The sequence below is a fragment of the Thermomonas beijingensis genome, from assembly GCF_020034655.1.
In the GTDB taxonomy this organism is placed as follows: Bacteria; Pseudomonadota; Gammaproteobacteria; order Xanthomonadales; family Xanthomonadaceae; genus Thermomonas; species Thermomonas beijingensis.
This window is the reverse complement of record NZ_JAIQDJ010000002.1, coordinates 360437-376167: the sequence shown is the minus strand read 5'-3', so window position 1 is coordinate 376167 and position 15731 is coordinate 360437. Positions and strand designations below refer to the sequence as shown.

At 59.7% G+C, this 15731-nt stretch carries 14 protein-coding genes, 2 tRNA genes and 2 pseudogenes; 3 read left to right on the top strand and 15 right to left on the bottom strand.

The window, feature by feature from the left end; translation table 11 throughout:
* Positions 1 to 35: 35 nt before the first annotated feature.
* The 6 genes and pseudogenes from K7B09_RS07575 to K7B09_RS07555 form a co-directional block, all read right to left on the bottom strand.
* Positions 36 to 482: a DUF6326 family protein gene (locus K7B09_RS07575; RefSeq protein ID WP_223628464.1), complete on the bottom strand. Its 447-nt coding sequence runs from the start codon at positions 480 to 482 to the stop codon at positions 36 to 38.
* A gap of 19 nt (positions 483 to 501) precedes the next feature.
* Entirely contained in the window at positions 502 to 1212 is a 711-nt protein-coding gene (locus K7B09_RS07570; RefSeq protein WP_223628462.1) for a DUF4386 domain-containing protein, read from the bottom strand.
* Positions 1209 to 4283, bottom strand: coding sequence for an efflux RND transporter permease subunit (locus tag K7B09_RS07565; RefSeq protein ID WP_223628460.1), 3075 nt, complete (start codon positions 4281 to 4283; stop codon positions 1209 to 1211). The genes K7B09_RS07570 and K7B09_RS07565 overlap by 4 nt, the downstream gene beginning before the upstream one ends.
* A gap of 4 nt (positions 4284 to 4287) precedes the next feature.
* Positions 4288 to 5916, bottom strand: coding sequence for an efflux RND transporter permease subunit (locus K7B09_RS13315; RefSeq protein WP_374349511.1), 1629 nt, complete (start codon positions 5914 to 5916; stop codon positions 4288 to 4290).
* Positions 5917 to 6086: 170 nt separating this feature from the next.
* Positions 6087 to 7770, bottom strand: a pseudogene (locus K7B09_RS13310) (efflux RND transporter permease subunit); the annotation flags it as partial.
* Positions 7767 to 8903: an efflux RND transporter periplasmic adaptor subunit gene (locus tag K7B09_RS07555; protein ID WP_223628455.1), complete on the bottom strand. Its 1137-nt coding sequence runs from the start codon at positions 8901 to 8903 to the stop codon at positions 7767 to 7769. The gene K7B09_RS07555 and the pseudogene K7B09_RS13310, both read right to left, overlap by 4 nt.
* Before the next feature lie 248 nt (positions 8904 to 9151).
* Here K7B09_RS07555 and K7B09_RS07550 point away from each other — a divergent pair, with 248 nt between their 5' ends.
* From K7B09_RS07550 to K7B09_RS07540, 3 genes are read left to right on the top strand one after another with little or no spacing between them, the layout of a single operon-like run.
* Entirely contained in the window at positions 9152 to 9541 is a 390-nt protein-coding gene (locus K7B09_RS07550) for a c-type cytochrome (RefSeq protein ID WP_223628777.1), read from the top strand.
* Between the two features lie 8 nt (positions 9542 to 9549).
* Entirely contained in the window at positions 9550 to 9984 is a 435-nt protein-coding gene (locus tag K7B09_RS07545) for a c-type cytochrome (protein ID WP_223628453.1), read from the top strand.
* A gap of 46 nt (positions 9985 to 10030) precedes the next feature.
* The gene (locus tag K7B09_RS07540; protein ID WP_223628451.1) at positions 10031 to 10372 is read left to right on the top strand and encodes a DUF6522 family protein; all 342 of its coding nucleotides are present in this window, start codon (positions 10031 to 10033) and stop codon (positions 10370 to 10372) included.
* Between the two features lie 247 nt (positions 10373 to 10619).
* Here the strand turns inward: K7B09_RS07540 and tadA are convergent, their stop codons facing one another.
* The 9 genes and pseudogenes from tadA to secG form a co-directional block, all read right to left on the bottom strand.
* A complete protein-coding gene (gene tadA / locus K7B09_RS07535; protein WP_223628776.1) occupies positions 10620 to 11114 on the bottom strand; it encodes a tRNA adenosine(34) deaminase TadA in 495 nt (164 codons plus the stop codon).
* Between the two features lie 76 nt (positions 11115 to 11190).
* A tRNA-Ser gene (locus K7B09_RS07530) sits at positions 11191 to 11280 on the bottom strand.
* 111 nt (positions 11281 to 11391) lie between these two features.
* Positions 11392 to 12309: pseudogene (locus K7B09_RS07525) on the bottom strand (LysR family transcriptional regulator); the annotation flags it as partial.
* A gap of 74 nt (positions 12310 to 12383) precedes the next feature.
* Positions 12384 to 13226: a DUF6159 family protein gene (locus K7B09_RS07520; RefSeq protein WP_223628447.1), complete on the bottom strand. Its 843-nt coding sequence runs from the start codon at positions 13224 to 13226 to the stop codon at positions 12384 to 12386.
* Positions 13227 to 13240: 14 nt separating this feature from the next.
* Positions 13241 to 13978 carry a class I SAM-dependent methyltransferase gene (locus K7B09_RS07515; protein WP_223628445.1) on the bottom strand — a complete coding sequence of 246 codons (738 nt, stop codon included), beginning with the start codon at positions 13976 to 13978 and terminating at the stop codon, positions 13241 to 13243.
* Positions 13979 to 14182: 204 nt separating this feature from the next.
* Positions 14183 to 14641 (bottom strand): hypothetical protein, encoded by a 459-nt coding sequence (locus tag K7B09_RS07510; protein WP_223628441.1) that lies wholly within the window; start codon positions 14639 to 14641, stop codon positions 14183 to 14185.
* A gap of 68 nt (positions 14642 to 14709) precedes the next feature.
* Positions 14710 to 14883: a hypothetical protein gene (locus K7B09_RS07505; protein ID WP_223628439.1), complete on the bottom strand. Its 174-nt coding sequence runs from the start codon at positions 14881 to 14883 to the stop codon at positions 14710 to 14712.
* A gap of 242 nt (positions 14884 to 15125) precedes the next feature.
* A tRNA-Leu gene (locus tag K7B09_RS07500) sits at positions 15126 to 15210 on the bottom strand.
* A gap of 55 nt (positions 15211 to 15265) precedes the next feature.
* Positions 15266 to 15730 carry a preprotein translocase subunit SecG gene (gene secG, locus K7B09_RS07495; RefSeq protein ID WP_223628437.1) on the bottom strand — a complete coding sequence of 155 codons (465 nt, stop codon included), beginning with the start codon at positions 15728 to 15730 and terminating at the stop codon, positions 15266 to 15268.
* Position 15731: the final 1 nt, after the last annotated feature.

The following is a 15731-nucleotide window of genomic DNA, read 5'->3' as shown; positions in this document are numbered from 1 at the left end:
GGGCGGCGTTATTGCTGCAGCCGATGATGGCTGCGTTACGCCAACTTCATTGTTGTGCGTGCCGACGCGCGCGGCCATGCCCACGCCAGGCAAACAATCGCTGCGCACAACATGATCTCGACCGTGCTGTAGGCAAGGTAAAACCACCATGCGCCGGGCATGGTAAATGCCACAAACGTGGCATAAAACAATGCCAGCCCGATGTGCAGCCAGCGCGCTAAACGCGCCTGCAGCACAAAAGAAATGAATACCATCAGACCGGGAACGATCAGCAACGACGCAACAAACAACAGCGAGCCCTGGCTGATCGCGCCCATCGGTCCTGCGCCGTCCAGCATGTGCTGCAATTTGCCCGGCTTGTATAAACCAAAGTAATCGCCATACAAATAGCAAAACGTCAAGCTGGCCCATGCTGCCGACAGCTTTAGGCGTTGCGGCAACGGTGGGTCTGCCAATGCTTTGGGTGTGACTGCTGTTTGCATGTTGACCTCAGATCGAATTTCAGGCCGAATGAGTACGAACAACGCCAACACGCACGCCAAACAGCAGCAGCCATAGACAGCTACCGATTTCGCCAAGTGCAGCAGGCAAGGTGGCGTAGTTGGACAGACTGGAGTTGGCAAAGCCTGGCAGCAGGCCACCGAACACCTGCAGCACATAGCCCACACCCCCCAGCAACAACAGCAGGCCCAACACGCGCGGCAAACGGCCTGAGCGCAGCACCAACCAGCCAAACGGCAGCAGCCACAAGCCCCAGAACAATTTGGCGATGAACATGCCGTGTCCGTAGCGCTGCAAACTCAGTTGAAACGCAGCATCGACTGAAGCAGGCGGATGCTGACCGATACTCTCGAGCAACGCCAAGGCCTCCAACCGGTGGCTGAGTGTCACCAGCCCAATCGGCACACTGACGGTGGCCAGCGCCACCATTGCCACAGCGGCATGTCGGTTGATATCGCCCAACACGCGATACATCGCCAGCGGCAACAATAAAAAGGCGACTTGCATCAGCAAAAATGCAGCGATGCCCGCGCGAAATACACCCACCTGCGCGGCAGCACCCGCTGCATCTGTCCCCAGTTGCGATGGCACCCACGCCAAACAGAAGATGCCGGTCAGCACCACCACCAAATACAACGCACCAGCGACACGCCCATCACGACGCAGTGCCGATGCAATACCTACATCGCCCAAGTCATGATGCAAGCTCATGTTGGCGCCGCCCTACGTTCAGCCCGCGTCATCCTTGCGCGGACGAGCAGATGTGAGCTGCCGCTGCGCAGGTCGTCCAGCATTGCGTAGATGGTGGGCAGGAATAGCAGACTGACCACAGTCGAGAACGCCAAGCCACCGGCAATGGCACGCGCCATCGGGTAGTACGGTGGGCCATCACCCGCCACCTGGGTGCTGGAAAGTGCAATCGGCACCATCGCCAGAATGGCGGTCCCCATCGTCATCATGATCGGGCGCAGACGCTCACGGCTGCCTTCCACTAACGCATCTGTTCGGCTCATGCCGCGTCGGCGCAGATTATTGATGTGTTCGATCATCACGATGCCGTTGTTCACCACCACACCCATCAGCACCAGAATGCCGATGAAGGCCATGATGTTGAACTGGGTGCCAGTGAGCCACAGCGCCCAGTACACACCGAAGATCGAAAACACCACGCAGCTCATGATGGCCAGCGGGAACAGCAATGATTCAAACACTGCCGCCATCACCACGAACATCAAGATCAGCGCGATGCCGACATTGCGCAGCATTTGCTTGTTCATGTCCATGTTCATGCCAAAGCCGCCACCTTCAAAGGTGTAGCCATAGCCGGGCGGGAAGTCGATGCGTTTGAGGGTGGACTCGATTTCCTGTTTTGCATTTTCCATGCTGGCCCCAGGTGCAAGGCTGGCTTGCACCTTGAGCATGGTCTGCCGGTTCATGCGCTGGATGGTATTGGCCCCCGCTTGGAAACCCACATCCACCATCGCCAGCAAGGGCACGCTGCGACCATCGGCAGTGCTGACAGTGAATGATTGCAGCTCGGACGGCCCGTAATTTTCGGCACCCTTGAAGCGCACACTCACCGGAATTTCCACCTCGCCACGCTGGAATTCACGCAGGCTGGCACCGCGCAGCGCCATGCCCACAAACTGCGCCACTTGTTGCGCGGAGAACCCATAAGCCGCCGCACGCTCGCGGTTGACGTGAACCGCCAGCTCGCTGTTGGCATCGCCGGTATCGATGCGTACATCGCGCAGCGACTTGCCCTTGCCCAAAATCGGCAAGATGTCGTCGGCGAGGGTCTTCAGTATTTGGGTGGAATCGCCGGTCAGGCTGAACGAAATGCTCTGGTCGCTGCCGCCGCCCATGCCGCCTTGCCGACCAATCCCGATATTGGCGCGTGCCGATTTCGGCAGACCTTCGCGGATCTTGTCCTGGATCGCCTTGGCCTTGATGGGGTCCTTGACCGTCAGCTCGACCTGGGTCATCGCCCAGCCCTGTTCGGCATAGCGCGAATACACCTGCTTGACATCGAAACGCTTGCGGTTGGCGTCGATGTATTTTTCCACGTCCGCCACGACCTTACCCATTTCCTCTTTCGAGTACGAGCCCTGCCATTGGTAGAAAATGCCGACCTTGGTGGGATCTTCGTCGTTGCCCGAATCGCCCTTGCTCATCTGGATCGGAATGAAGCTCAGCGCAATGATCAGCACGATGCCAGTCAGGCTCCAGCCGCGATGCTCCAAGCTCCAACGCAGCACCTTGGCATAGCGTGTTTGCAGACGGGTGATGAAAGGGGATTTCACCGCCGGCGGGGTTTTCATGCGTGCCGACAGCATCGGAATCAGGCTGATCGCCACTAGCCACGAAGCCAGCAGCGACACCGAAATCGTGACCGCCAATTGCGCAAGGAAAATGGTCAGCATGTTCTTTTCGCCGAACATCATCGGCAGGAACACGATGCAGTGGCACAAGGTGCCGGCGGACAGTGCAATGGCCACATGCCGGGTGCCGATCACCGATGCCAAACGCGGCTGGCCCGGGTATTTTTCGCGCTCCTGATAAATGCTTTCCACCACCACCACGGCGTTGTCCACCAGCATGCCCACCGCCAGCAGCAAACCCATCATTGACAGGATATTGAGGGTGATCCCGGCAAAATACATGAAGCCAAGCGTCATGATGAAACAGATCGGGATGGCCAGCGTCACCATCAAGGTGGATGGCCAATGGCGCAGGAAGAAATACAGCACCGCGATGGAGAGCAACAAGCCAATGCCACCGGCCTCGGCCAGCGCCGACAGCGAGCTGATGACTTGCTCACCCTGGTCATCCACCACCGTGATGTTGACGCCCTTCAGCGCAGGATCTTGCTTGAGTAATTCCAGTTCGGCCTGCACCGATCTTGACAGATCCACCAGATTGGCAGCGCGCTCTTTGTAGATGTCCACGCCCACGCTGGGGCGGCCATCAATTTGCCGCACATAGTTCATGCGTTGCGATTGCAGGGCGACCTCGGCGATATCACCCAAGCGCACGCCACGGGCATTGATGGGCAACAGCCGCAACTGCTCCAAGTCGGTCATCTCGCCTTTGGGCTGGATGCGCAAGCGGCGGCCACTGTCGGTAATTTCGCCCGCGGATACCGAAAAATTGGCTGACTGCAGGCGGCTGACCAATTCGTTCAACACCACGCCATTGGCGGTCAAGCGGTCGGGCTCGATGGCCACCACCACTTCCTGCACCGGTACGCCTTCCACCTCGATCCGCGCCACGCCCGGCAAACGCTCCAAGCGGCGCTTGATGCTTTGGTCGATCAACTCACCACGCGCACTCAAGTTTTCATTGCTGGTCAGGCGCAAGCTGATGGCTTCCTGATCACCGGTGCTCCAGCGCCGCACGAAATAGCGCTTGAAGTCATCCGGCAACTGGTCGCGGATCGCATCAATGTGCTCGCGCGCCTCGGATGCCGCCAACGCCACGTCGCGCCCCCAATCGCTGAACTGCACAAACACCCCGCCGCCATCGGCGCTGGCATTGGCATTCATCGACTTGATACCGGACATGGTGGACAACGCTTCCTCGATCGGCCGCACCAAGTTGCGCTCCACTTCTTCCGGGGTTGAGCCCGGATAGGGCAGCTGCACGAAGAAGAACGGCGCGCTGGCTTCCGGCTGCGATTCCAACGGCAAGCGGAACGAGGCGATCAAGCCAATCACCACCATCGACACGAACAACATGATGGTGGTGACCGGGCGACGAATGGACAGCTCGGTGATGTTCATCGCATCAGCCCTTCGCGCCGCCATTCAACGGATCATGCTCATGCGACAGCACGCTCGCCACGGCTTCGGCATCCTTGCGCGCGCGCCGGCCACGTTCGGCATAGAACTCGTCTGGCTTGCGGTCCAGCAAGTCATACACCACCGGGATCACCACCAGGGTCAGCAAGGTGGAGACCAGCAAGCCACCGATCACCGTCACCGCCATCGGGCTGCGCACTTCCGCGCCATCGCCAAATGCCAGCGCCAGCGGCAGGAAGCCGAACACCGCGCACAAGGTGGTCATCATGATGGGACGCAACCGCGAGCGTGCACCTTCGACCAGGGCTTCGCGCTTGGCTACACCGTCTTCGCGCAATTGGTTGACCTTGTCGATCAGGATGATGGCGTTCTTCACCACCAGACCCACCAGCAAAATCAAGCCAATAAACACCACCACCGAAATCACCGAACGGGTCAGCAACAAGGCCGCCACCGCCCCCACCATCGCCAGCGGGATGGTGAACAGAATCACGAACGGGTGCAGTAGCGATTCAAACTGCGAGGCCATCACCAAGTACACCAGGAACACCGCCAGCGCGAACGCGAACAGCAGCGAACGAATCGACTCATCCAACTCCTGGCCCTGGCCGCCAATCCGCATGCCGATCTCCACCCCCAGCGGGGTAGCTGCCACCATCGCGTCCACTTCACGAATGGCATTGCCCAAGTCAATCCCGTGCAGATTGGCCGAGACGATGGCTACCCGTTTATGGTCGGCACGATGGATTTCGCTGGGGCCGGTGGTGGCCGTCACCGTGGCCACTGCGGCCAATTCCACTGGCGCGCCCTTGTTTGAATTCACGATCAAATGCCGGATGTCATCCACCGACGCGCGGTCGCTTGCTTCGGCACGCACCAACACATCAATCTTGCGATCGCGGAAGCTGTAGCGGGTGGCCACATTGCCTTTGACCTTATTGACGACGGCATCGGCGATCTGGCGCGTGGTCAAGCCCAGCGCCGCTGCACGGTCCTGATCAAAGCGGATCTGGATTTCAGGAAAGCCCTGCTCCACCGTCGACTTCACATCGGCGTAGTGGCCATTGGCACGCAGCATGCGCGCCAACTTGTTGCCGGCATCGCGAATGGCATCCAGATCTTGCCCTTCCACCTCGATTTCCAGTGGCGGCGACAAACTGAACAGCTCGGGCCGGCTGAAATCCACCTGCACGCCCGGATGCTCGCGCATGGTCTTGCGCAGCCCTTCGGTCAATGGACCTTCGTGCTGATTGCCGTCCATCACCACGGTCAACTTGCCGATGTTCTCACCGCTTTCGGTAGGGCTGGCATCCAGTCGGGTACCCGTGCCGGACACGCCATACAGCACGCGCGCCCCCGGATCCTTGCCATGTGCGGCCTGCACTTGGCGCACCAAGGCATCGGTCTGCGCCAACGGCGTGCCCGGGGGCAGTTTGGCGGTCATTTCGAAGCGATCCTGCGCCAACTGCGGAATCAGATCCGTCCCCAGCAGCGGCACAACCGCCAGCGTCAACGCGAATGCGACGCCGGCCACCAACAAGATCGGTACCGGCCGCGACAAGGCCGCAGGCAAGATGCGCAGGTAGCCACGTTCGGCACGCGCATAGGGGGCCATCGCCACATCACTGGCCTTGCGCATCACGGGACCGACGACCGCCGCAATGCCGCGCCAGATGCGCACGATCAGCCATGCCACACCAAAGAAACCATAACGAAACAGTGCGCCCACGCCGCGGCCGCCATACATCACCGGCTTCTGCCACGTCTTCTGCGCCTGCCAACGCGGATGCGCCGGCTCGTCAGGGAAGCCCATCGGCGCGCGCCCCTTGAGCGAGCTCAACATCGGGATCAGGGTCATTGCCACCACTAACGACACCGCAATGGCAATGGCCACCGTCAAGGCTTGGTCGCGGAACAACTGCCCGGCAATACCCTGCACGAAGACCAAGGGCAAGAACACCGCAATCGTGGTCAAGGTGGACGCGACCACCGCCATGCTGACTTCACGGGTACCGGCAATGGTGGCTTCAAGGATGCCCAGCCCGCGCTCACGTGCTTTGGCAATCGATTCCAGCACCACGATGGAGTCATCCACCACCAGCCCGGTGGCCAGCGCCAAGCCGCCCAGTGACATCACGTTCAAACTCAGACCCAGCTGCCCCATGATGAAGAAGGTGGCGATGATCGATACCGGCAGCGACAGCGAAATCACGAACGTGCTCCAGCCATCGCGCAGGAACAGGAAGATGATCAGGATCGACAGGATGCCGCCCAGCACACCATCAAATTTCACGCTGTGGATGGCATTGCGGATGAAGATCGACTGGTCTTCAATGGTGGTCAACTCCACCCCGCGCGGCAATTTTTCGCGAATCTCCTTGAGCTTTGCTTCCAGCGCATCGGCGGTGGCCACGGTATTGGCATCGCCTTCCTTGTACAGCGCCAGTTCCACCGTTTCACGACCATTCAAACGGATGATGGCTTCGCGTTCCTTGTAGCCTTGGCGCACCTCGGCCACATCTTTCAAGCGAATGGCTTGGACACCGGCGGCATTATTGCTTCCACCCTGCGACAACGCCGCCATCACGCTGGCATTGCCGCTGGCTGCGGCCACCCGCATCGCTTGCTGGGTGCCGCTATTGCTGCTGGCCGCCGCACGCGTGGTGAGCAGCATGTTGCGAATTTCATCGACATTGGCAAACTGGTTCACCGTGCGCACCAGATAGCGCTGCGCACCTTCTTCCAAGCGCCCGCCGGAGACGTTCACGTTTTCCTGCTGCAAGCGCTGGATCACGTTGTCGATGGTCAGCCCCAGCTGCGCCAGTTTGCGCTGGTCCACATCCACCTGCACTTCATCTTCCAGGCCGCCGCCGACCTTCACCGCAGCGACGCCAGCCACCGGTTCGAGTTTGCGTTTGAGATCTTCATCCGCGTAGCGGCGCAGCTCCATCAACTGACGAATCTCATCCGCACTGCTGCTAGCCTGTTTGGGCGAGAGCGCCAACCGCATGATCGGCTGGGTGGACGGGTTGAAACGCAGCAACACCGGCGCCTTGGCGTCCAGTGGGAATTGCAGTGCCTCCATCTTGTCGCGCACGTCCAGGCTGGCCTGATCCATGTTGGTGCCCCACGCAAACTCCAGCACCACATCACTTTGCCCGGTGCGCGATACCGACTTCAGCTTGCGCAAGCCCTTGACCACGCCCAAGGCTTCTTCCGCTGGTTGCGAGATCAGGGTTTCCACTTCCGACGGTGCCGCACCGGGGTAGTCGGTGCGCACGGTCAAGGTGGGATAGCTCAGGTCGGGCAACAGATTGACCTTCAAGCTGCCCAGTGCGATCAAGCCAAACAGCACCAAGGTCAACGTCATCATGGCAACGGTGACGCGCCGACGCGTGGCAAATTCCACCAAGCTGAAACCACCGCCTGGCGGGTGCAGCGGATCGTGCAGATCGTCGGACGGGCTCATTGCGCGGCCTTCGCCGGTTGCGCGGAAGCTGCGCCATCCAAGACTTTCACCGCACTGCCATCGCGCAGCGCGGACTTGCCAGCCACCACGACTTGATCGCCGGCCTTCAGGCCACTGCGCACTTCCACCCACGGGCCATCGTCATAGCCCAGTTTCAGGGTGGCGCGTGCCGCCTTGCCGCCGCGCACCACAAACACTGCCGGTGCATTGCCGTCTTCCAGCAAGGCATTGCGCGGGATCACCAAGGCATCGGCACGTTGGTCGTAGCGGATTTTGATGCGGCCGAACATGCCCGGTTGCAGCAGCCCGCCGCCATCAAATGCACTGATCACGCGGAAGGTACCGCTGCCGGCATCGACCACCGGCGAAACGCGGTCGATCTTGCCGTCAAAGGTTTTGCCCGGTAGTGCGTCCACCAGCAATTGCACCGGCTGACCCGCCTTGAGCACTTCGATTTCGCGCTCGGGCACGTTCAATGTGGCCTCCAGCCGCGAGGTGTCCACAATGGTGAAGATCGGCGTGTTGATCTGCACGAAATTGCCAGGCTTGATGTCGCGGGTGGCCACCACCCCCGAAATCGGCGCAGTCACATTGCCATAGGCCAGTTCCAGCTTGGCCATACGCAACTGCGCACGTGCGTTGTCCAAGTCAAACCGCAGCTGATCCACATCGTTGGCACTAACCATCTTTTGCTCGGCCAACTGGGTGGCACGACGGTAATTGGCTTCCAGCTTGCGCACCTGCGCATCGGCCTGTGCCTGCTGCAACACAGCGCGGTCACGGTCGATGCTGACCAAGGTTTGCCCTGCGCTGACGTGCTGCCCCACATCGGCCAACACCTTCAAGGCGATACCGGAGGTCTTCGATACCACTTGTGCATCCGCGCGGGCTTCCAGTGCAGCGGTGCCGTTATAGCTGGCACTGATCGAACGCTGGCCAGCCGTGGCCACTTCCACCGGCACGGCTTCCGGGCCTTTGTCGGCCTTGGGATCCAATTTGCCACCCGGGCCATTGGCACCCCCCCCCTTGCAGGCGGCGAGCCCGAAAGTAGCCAGCCCCAGGGCAATGGCCAGCAGGCTCAAACGGGCAAACTGAAGCGTGCGACCAGGGCGATCGGCGGTGGTCGTGGGCATCTTGGGCATGGGTTCAGGTCATTGACTGGTGTTGTAGTCAAGTATATCACCAGGCAAATTCCTATTTACATGCGCCGAAGGTCATGCATGCCATCCAACATTCTCTGGTCCGCGCCTTGCGTTCATCTTCAAGGATGCGGATGAGACGCATATGTGGCGAACGGATTTCACCGTTATACTCGTCCTGAACGGATGCCGACTATCGGCATCGCCTTCACCCACCGACTTTCAACCGGAACAGCCCGATGATGCGACCGCTGCCGATTGCCGCAAGCCTTGCCCTGCTGCTTGCGACATTTGCCGTCACTGCCCAAGAGTCCACCGCTCCAGCACCTGCTGCAGCCCCGGCGGTTGCCGCCGCTACGCCCGCAGCCGCTGCACTGACAGGCGATTCCAGCCGCGGCAAGGGCTTGGTGTACACCTGCAAGGGTTGCCACGGGTTGACTGGCTATAAAAACGCCTACCCCAGCTACCACGTGCCGATGATCGGTGGCCAGTCGGAAACCTATCTGCGTAATGCGCTGGGCGAATACCGCACCGGCAAGCGCAAACACCCAACGATGCAGGCCCAAGCGGAGAGTTTCTCCGAACAAGACATTGCCGATATCGCCGCCTACCTGTCCAGCTTGAAGAAGTGAGCCGCGCCATGACCAAGACTTCCATGACCCTGCTCGCCTTGGCCTGCGCACTTGCCCTGTCTGCCTGCGGTGGCAAAGCCGAGAGTGAACACGCCAGTGCTGGCGCAGAACACACCACGTCATCCGCCGGCCTGCCCAAGGGTGATATTGCCGCTGGCCACGACATCGCCACCAAGGGCACGCAGGGCGTCGCCGCCTGCACCTCCTGCCATGGCGCGGAAGGCAATGCCCCAATCGACGGCATGTATCCGAAAATTGGCGGCCAGTATGCCGACTACCTTGGGCATTCGCTGCAAGCCTACCGTGGCGGTACCCGTGCCGGTGCCACCGCCGACGTGATGGCCGCGCAGGCCAAGGGCTTGAACGACCAGCAAATCGCCGACTTGGCCGCCTATTTCGCCAGTGTGCCGCGTCAGTTGCGTGACCTTCAAGACATCAACTGATCGCGGTTGACACGTGTTGCAAACGGCCCCCCCGGGGGCCTTATTGTTGTCTGCACTGCAATTGACGCGCATCAGTGCAGGTATTGATTTGAATGCCGAAACTCACCCCATGCAAGCGCGCACGTCACCCAAAGCCATCCCCATCGAGCTCAACCCGAAGCTGGAGATCGAGATTGAAGCAGCCCCGATTGCCACTGCATTGGAGTTGCCAGTCGATATGTTTTTGCAACTGCTGAAGCAACACAAAATCAACCAACTGTGCGAACGCGGCACTGGCGAGGATGCGGGTCTGTATCGCGCCAGCTTCTATCACGCCGGCAAACGGGTGCGCGTGGTGTTGGATCGCGATGGCCAGCTGCAGGGTGACGTCGAGCTGCGCACACGCTAGGCACGTCATCGGCGCAAAAAAGACCCGGTCTCGCGGGCATTGCGCCTGGAGGGGACCGGGTCGGGTGGCCGGAGCGATTCTCCGTGACGTTTTGCGCGCCGCGAAGTTTTTCTCCGGAACCGGAACCTTACGCCGGGTGATGTTAGAAAAGAGCTAAATCGCACATTCAAACAGTGCCGTTCGTCGGCAGTGCGCATTCACGTTGCAGCAAGGCGTGCGCGGGCAAGAATCCTCCGGAATTCCTTGCTTAAATTTTCCCGCGCTTGGCGCGAAAAAAAGCCGTCAGCATCGGCCCGGCAAGCTCTGCCAACAGCCCGCCACGAACCTCCACGCGGTGATTGTGGCGCGCATCTTGCAACAGATCGAACACGCTCCCTGCAGCCCCGGTTTTGGGATCGGCTGCGGCATACACCACGCGTGCGATCCGCGCATGGACCATTGCCATCGCGCACATCGCGCACGGCTCCAACGTCACATACAGGGTGCAACCGACCAGGCGATGATTGCTGAGCGCACGCCCTGCCTGGCGCATCGCGATAATCTCGGCATGTGCGCTCGGATCGTGCTCGCGGATATTGCGGTTCCAACCTTCACCCAGCAACCTGCCAGCAGCATCAACGATGACCGCGCCAACCGGGATTTCGTTGTCTTCATCGCGCGCGCGCGCCGCGAGTGCCAACGCATGCTGCATCCATTGCAGATCCCGCGTGTGCTCTGCGGTGGGACTCACCGAATCGCGCATATCCGCTGGTGCATCCATGGACCACGAGAACCGCATGATTCAACGTTCTCCGGTATCGTTCTGCAATGTGCAAAAGTGGCGGAGAGAGTGGGATTCGAACCCACGGAAGGTATAACCCTTCGCCGGTTTTCAAGACCGGTGCCTTAAACCGCTCGGCCATCTCTCCGATTCAGTGCGCGCTATTGTCGCATGCCACACCCGGTTGGCACTACGCCGACATCTGCGCGAGTTGCTCAGGATTTTGGCGGGTGCGCTTTTTCTGGCATTCCGGGCTACTGCACTCCAACCGTGCGGCCTCCAGTAAGCGTGGCATTTTTTCTGCCAAAAAATCAATGAACACCCGCACTGCTGGCAACATGCCACGACGCGAAGCAAACACCGCATGCGCGATCCCTTGCGGCAGCCGCCATTGCGGTAACACCACTTCCAGTTCGCCGCGGCGTACCGCTTCGGCACACACTGTTTCCGGCAACAAGGTGATGCCCATGCCATCGCGCGCCATCGTCAACATCATTGGAAAATCAAAGCCAGTGATGCGCGGTTGCAACTCAATGCGCCGAACTTCGCCATCAGGGCCATGCAATTCCCAGCGCTGGCGCGCATCGTCCTCGCTGACGCTCAGGGTGACATGCTCGGCCAATTGCTCGGGCAACTGCGGCCGACCCGCGCGCTGCAAATAGTGCGGGCTAGCCACCAGCAACTCCTGGATTTGGCCAAAACTCCGCATCACCAGGCTGCCATCATCATCCAGCTTGCTGCGTACGCGGATCGCCACATCCACGCCCTCGTTGATCACATCCACGCGGCGATTGCTGACGGTCAACTGCATCCGCACCTTGGGATACAGCGCCAAGAACTCAGGCAGCAACTTCGGTAACTGTTGCTGCGCCATTGACACCGGCACACTGGCCCGTACGGTGCCACGCGGCTCGGCGCTGAGTTGATCCACCACCTCGCGTGCGGCCTGCGCCTCAGCCAGCATTGACTGTGCGTGCCGATACACGCTGGTGCCCACATCGGTCACCGCAAACCGTCGCGTCGAGCGCTGCAACAAGCGCACGCCCAACTCGGCCTCCAATGCGCTGATGCGACGACTCAAGCGTGACTTGGGGATACCCAGCGCGCGCTCGGCTGCGGCAAACCCGCCGTGATCGACCACCGCAACAAAGTAATACAGGTCATTGAGATCCTGCATACAGACACTTCCATTATCAGAACGATACTTACAATTTGAGCACGAATGAACTCAAATTTGCAACGAAACATCTGCTATTTGACTGCAAATGCCCGCTGTAGCAGCTGCCCATCAAATCCGGTGGACGTCTCTTGGCCCACGGCGTAGCGGTACAACGCTGCCGAATAAATCCCGGAGAGCGCCGCGTGGATCAGTGCTGCCAGCAAGAAGGCGATCACCACCAACGCAACCACCAGTCCGATGACCACACCACTACCGCTCATTGCCGCACCCACAATTGCCAGCGCGCCCAACGTGGCCATCGCAACGAAAATCAGGCTGAACACCAAGCCCACGCCGCCCTGGCCAATCAGGTTCTCGCCCCAGGTCTTCTTCAGCAGCAACGCACTTTCCTTGATCGCATCAATCGGCCCCACATTGCGGCTGACCAGCACCGGCACCACCAGAAAGCTGGCGACCGTCCATGCCACCCCCAAGAACCCCACTGCAATACGCCCCAACCAGCCCGCACGTTCTTGCAGCGAACGCAGAATCAAACCCACCGTGGCGGCAACTGCCGCATACCCCAGAATCGACACCCATTTGCTGCCTGCAATACGCAACCCATCACCCAGCGTCGGATTACCGCCATCCAGCCGGATCAACGCAGCTCCCACCAGTGCCGAGTTGAAAAAGAAAATTACGAAGTACTGCACCAAGTAAAACAAAAACCCCAGCACATACATCGCCAGTGAAGCGCCACCGCCCCGCACCCCATCCAAAACCCCAAGCCCCAGCGCTGGCAACACGAATGCAGCAACCACCAGCAACGTGCAAATGGCCGACAGCAAGGGAAATACCAACAGCTCTTTGTCCTGGGCCAACACACCCGCACTGGCCTTGATCAGGCTCCAACTCCGTGACAGTCGCGCAAACATGCGGGGAAACCTCTTCATAGGTGTGATCGAGTGAGTGCGCATCCTACTGCAACCGCGTCGTATTGCTCATCCGGCGTGGCATCTGCAACTTTCTCAAACGGGGAAACCGTCGCCGTGTACCCCGGCCCACCATTCACCAAGCCGTTGATTCGTCCCGATGTTTCATTCAACTCTACCGCGTCAACCGCCACGCTGAGTGGGGCAGTCGCGCCAAAGATGCCAACCCCTGCGCATGGGTCAAGTACCTTGCCTCCCGAGAAACCCAGCTCGCCAAGCATCGCCCAAATGCCTTCGGCAATGGGCTTCGGGGTGTAGTACTCATACGCACTGCCGGTCTTGCCGTCCGCGCCTGTCAACGCGCCACCTAGGCCGGAATACTTCGCCAATGTCGCCTTGTCTGCATCCGTCAACCGTTCTGGCGCAAGCTCGCCCGCATCAATCTTGCGCAGTAGCGCCATCGCCTCCGCATTGTCTTTCTTGCGTTGCGCGTGTTTGCGGTTCGGGTCGAATTCGTAGAATTGGCTGGTGGCCTTGCGTGGCTCACGCACTTCCGGCGCGGATTCCTGCGCAACTGCCGGTGCCGCACGGCCAAGACCAAGCGCCAGACGCGCCTCATTGCGCGCCTTGAGCGCCTTTGCCTTCAACAGCGGGCTTGTTGCCGTCTTGTAGTCGGTGGCAGCCATCGCCAAGGCGCGTAGCCATTTCGCACGAGCAAGCGCGGACAGGCCAGCGCCTGCATCGTCAAGTGACATATCCACCACGGTAAGCGAAAGGTTGCTGCCATCCTGCAAATCAACTAAGATTTCCGTTGGCTGGCTTGAACTACAGAAAACCTGCTCCTGCGACGCCCGCCAAGGGCGAGGATGAAGGGAACTTCGGGGCAACCCGTTTTGCAGTCCTTCCAAGTCAGCCGAATCAAGCTCGCCACTGGCAAGATAGCCACTGATCGTTCCTTTTCATCCCTTGTATGCGTTTACCATCATGGTTAGCCCATGATCCTTATTCAACTCAAGGACGATTAAGGATGCCCCCTTGTCATCAAATGGGTAGATCAGAAATACGCTATCTACGCGCTTTGGGTTCTTGGCGAAGCGTGCTCTACCGCCGATGATGGCTTTCAGCTTCGGTGCGATTGCAACCAAGTGCTCATGGTGCATTTCGTCGGCATGCTTCAATGCCCGTCCTGTGACAAAAACCATTGAATCACCAGCAAAACCTGCCCGAAATTTCGCTAACTTTGCCACCGCATCTGACGGCAGCCGCCCAATTTCAAACAGCGCATCAGGCACCTGCTCGCCCTTTGGCTTGCCATAAACATTGGCGGCCAAATAAGCCGCCACATCTGAGAATGGAGCCGCTTGTACACTAGATGAATCGAGTAATGGCTTGATTGCTTGTGGTTGGCTGTTCAGCACGGCGGAAATTCTCCTAGAATGCGCGTCCATCATGGCGGACGCGCACCCTAGACCTACCGCGTATTTTCCTACTGCGTCGCCTTGTCTAGCGCATCACTGACAATATCCATTGCTTGCGTCAGCAAGCTGGAAAGCTCCGTGTCATTCGCACTCTCCGCACGCTCTGCGATCTCGATCAAGGTGTCAAAATCAATGGATAGCGGGTCGGTTTGGCCGTCGATGATGTTGGACAAGAATGACATGTCGGCGGTACGTTGCGGTTCGTGGCCGCGCGTTCTTCACGGCGGACGGCGACAACTCAGGGACTCGTTTCGGCATGTCGTACCCCCAAAGATTTCCACTACCCCCAAACCATACCCCCAAACTTGGGGGTAGTGTAGGGGTACGGCGGGAAGTCACGGGATCAACATCGGCGCCAAGACAATAAAAAACCCCTGAAAATCAGGGGTTTAGTGGTCTTGCGGGATGTTGCGGGAAACTCAAATGGTGCCCAAGAGGGGACTCGAACCCCTACGACCTAAATCGCTACCACCTCAAGGTAGTGCGTCTACCAATTCCGCCACCTGGGCAATGCTGCGGCCGTATGGCCGGTTACTGCAAGTTTAAAGCGTGTCGCCAAATGCGTCATTTAGCCGGTGCTGGTGCCGCCGGTTGCTCAGCCTTGGGGGCTGCGGTCGGCGCAGCAGGCGCTACCGTGGCAGTCGTCGCTGCAGGCGTGGTCTGCACAACCGGCGGTGCGACAACCGAAGCCGTCGGCGCACTCTGAGCAGGTGCCGTGGGAATGCTGGGAGCCGGCTTAGTTGCGGGTTGCTGCGCCATCACGCCCAAGTCCACCTTGGCTGGGCCGCGAACGGCCTGCTTGCTGGCATACATCGCCATACCCATGCTGGTGACAAAGAACACGATGGCCAACCACTTGGTGGACTTGCTTAGGAAGTTCGACGCGCCGCGCGCACCGAACACGGTGGAGGATGCGCCGCCACCAAAGCCGGAGCCGGCCTGCGCACCAGAGCCTTGTTGCAGCAGCACAAAAGCAATGATGCCAATGGCCACCAGCACATACAGAATATTGACAAGTTGCAACAGCATC

Excerpts from the sequence above, each read along its gene's own strand:
- K7B09_RS07575 (WP_223628464.1), bottom strand. The coding sequence starts at position 482 with ATGCAAACAGCAGTCACACCCAAAGCATTGGCAGACCCACCGTTGCCG.
- K7B09_RS07570 (WP_223628462.1), bottom strand. The coding sequence starts at position 1,212 with ATGAGCTTGCATCATGACTTGGGCGATGTAGGTATTGCATCGGCACTG.
- K7B09_RS07565 (WP_223628460.1), bottom strand. The coding sequence starts at position 4,283 with ATGAACATCACCGAGCTGTCCATTCGTCGCCCGGTCACCACCATCATG.
- K7B09_RS13315 (WP_374349511.1), bottom strand. The coding sequence starts at position 5,916 with ATGGCCCCCTATGCGCGTGCCGAACGTGGCTACCTGCGCATCTTGCCT.
- K7B09_RS07555 (WP_223628455.1), bottom strand. The coding sequence starts at position 8,903 with ATGCCCACGACCACCGCCGATCGCCCTGGTCGCACGCTTCAGTTTGCC.
- K7B09_RS07550 (WP_223628777.1), top strand. The coding sequence starts at position 9,152 with ATGCGACCGCTGCCGATTGCCGCAAGCCTTGCCCTGCTGCTTGCGACA.
- K7B09_RS07545 (WP_223628453.1), top strand. The coding sequence starts at position 9,550 with ATGACCAAGACTTCCATGACCCTGCTCGCCTTGGCCTGCGCACTTGCC.
- tadA (WP_223628776.1), bottom strand. The coding sequence starts at position 11,114 with ATGCGCGATTCGGTGAGTCCCACCGCAGAGCACACGCGGGATCTGCAA.
- K7B09_RS07520 (WP_223628447.1), bottom strand. The coding sequence starts at position 13,226 with ATGTTTGCGCGACTGTCACGGAGTTGGAGCCTGATCAAGGCCAGTGCG.
- K7B09_RS07515 (WP_223628445.1), bottom strand. The coding sequence starts at position 13,978 with ATGTCACTTGACGATGCAGGCGCTGGCCTGTCCGCGCTTGCTCGTGCG.
- K7B09_RS07505 (WP_223628439.1), bottom strand. The coding sequence starts at position 14,883 with ATGTCATTCTTGTCCAACATCATCGACGGCCAAACCGACCCGCTATCC.
- secG (WP_223628437.1), bottom strand. The coding sequence starts at position 15,730 with ATGCTGTTGCAACTTGTCAATATTCTGTATGTGCTGGTGGCCATTGGC.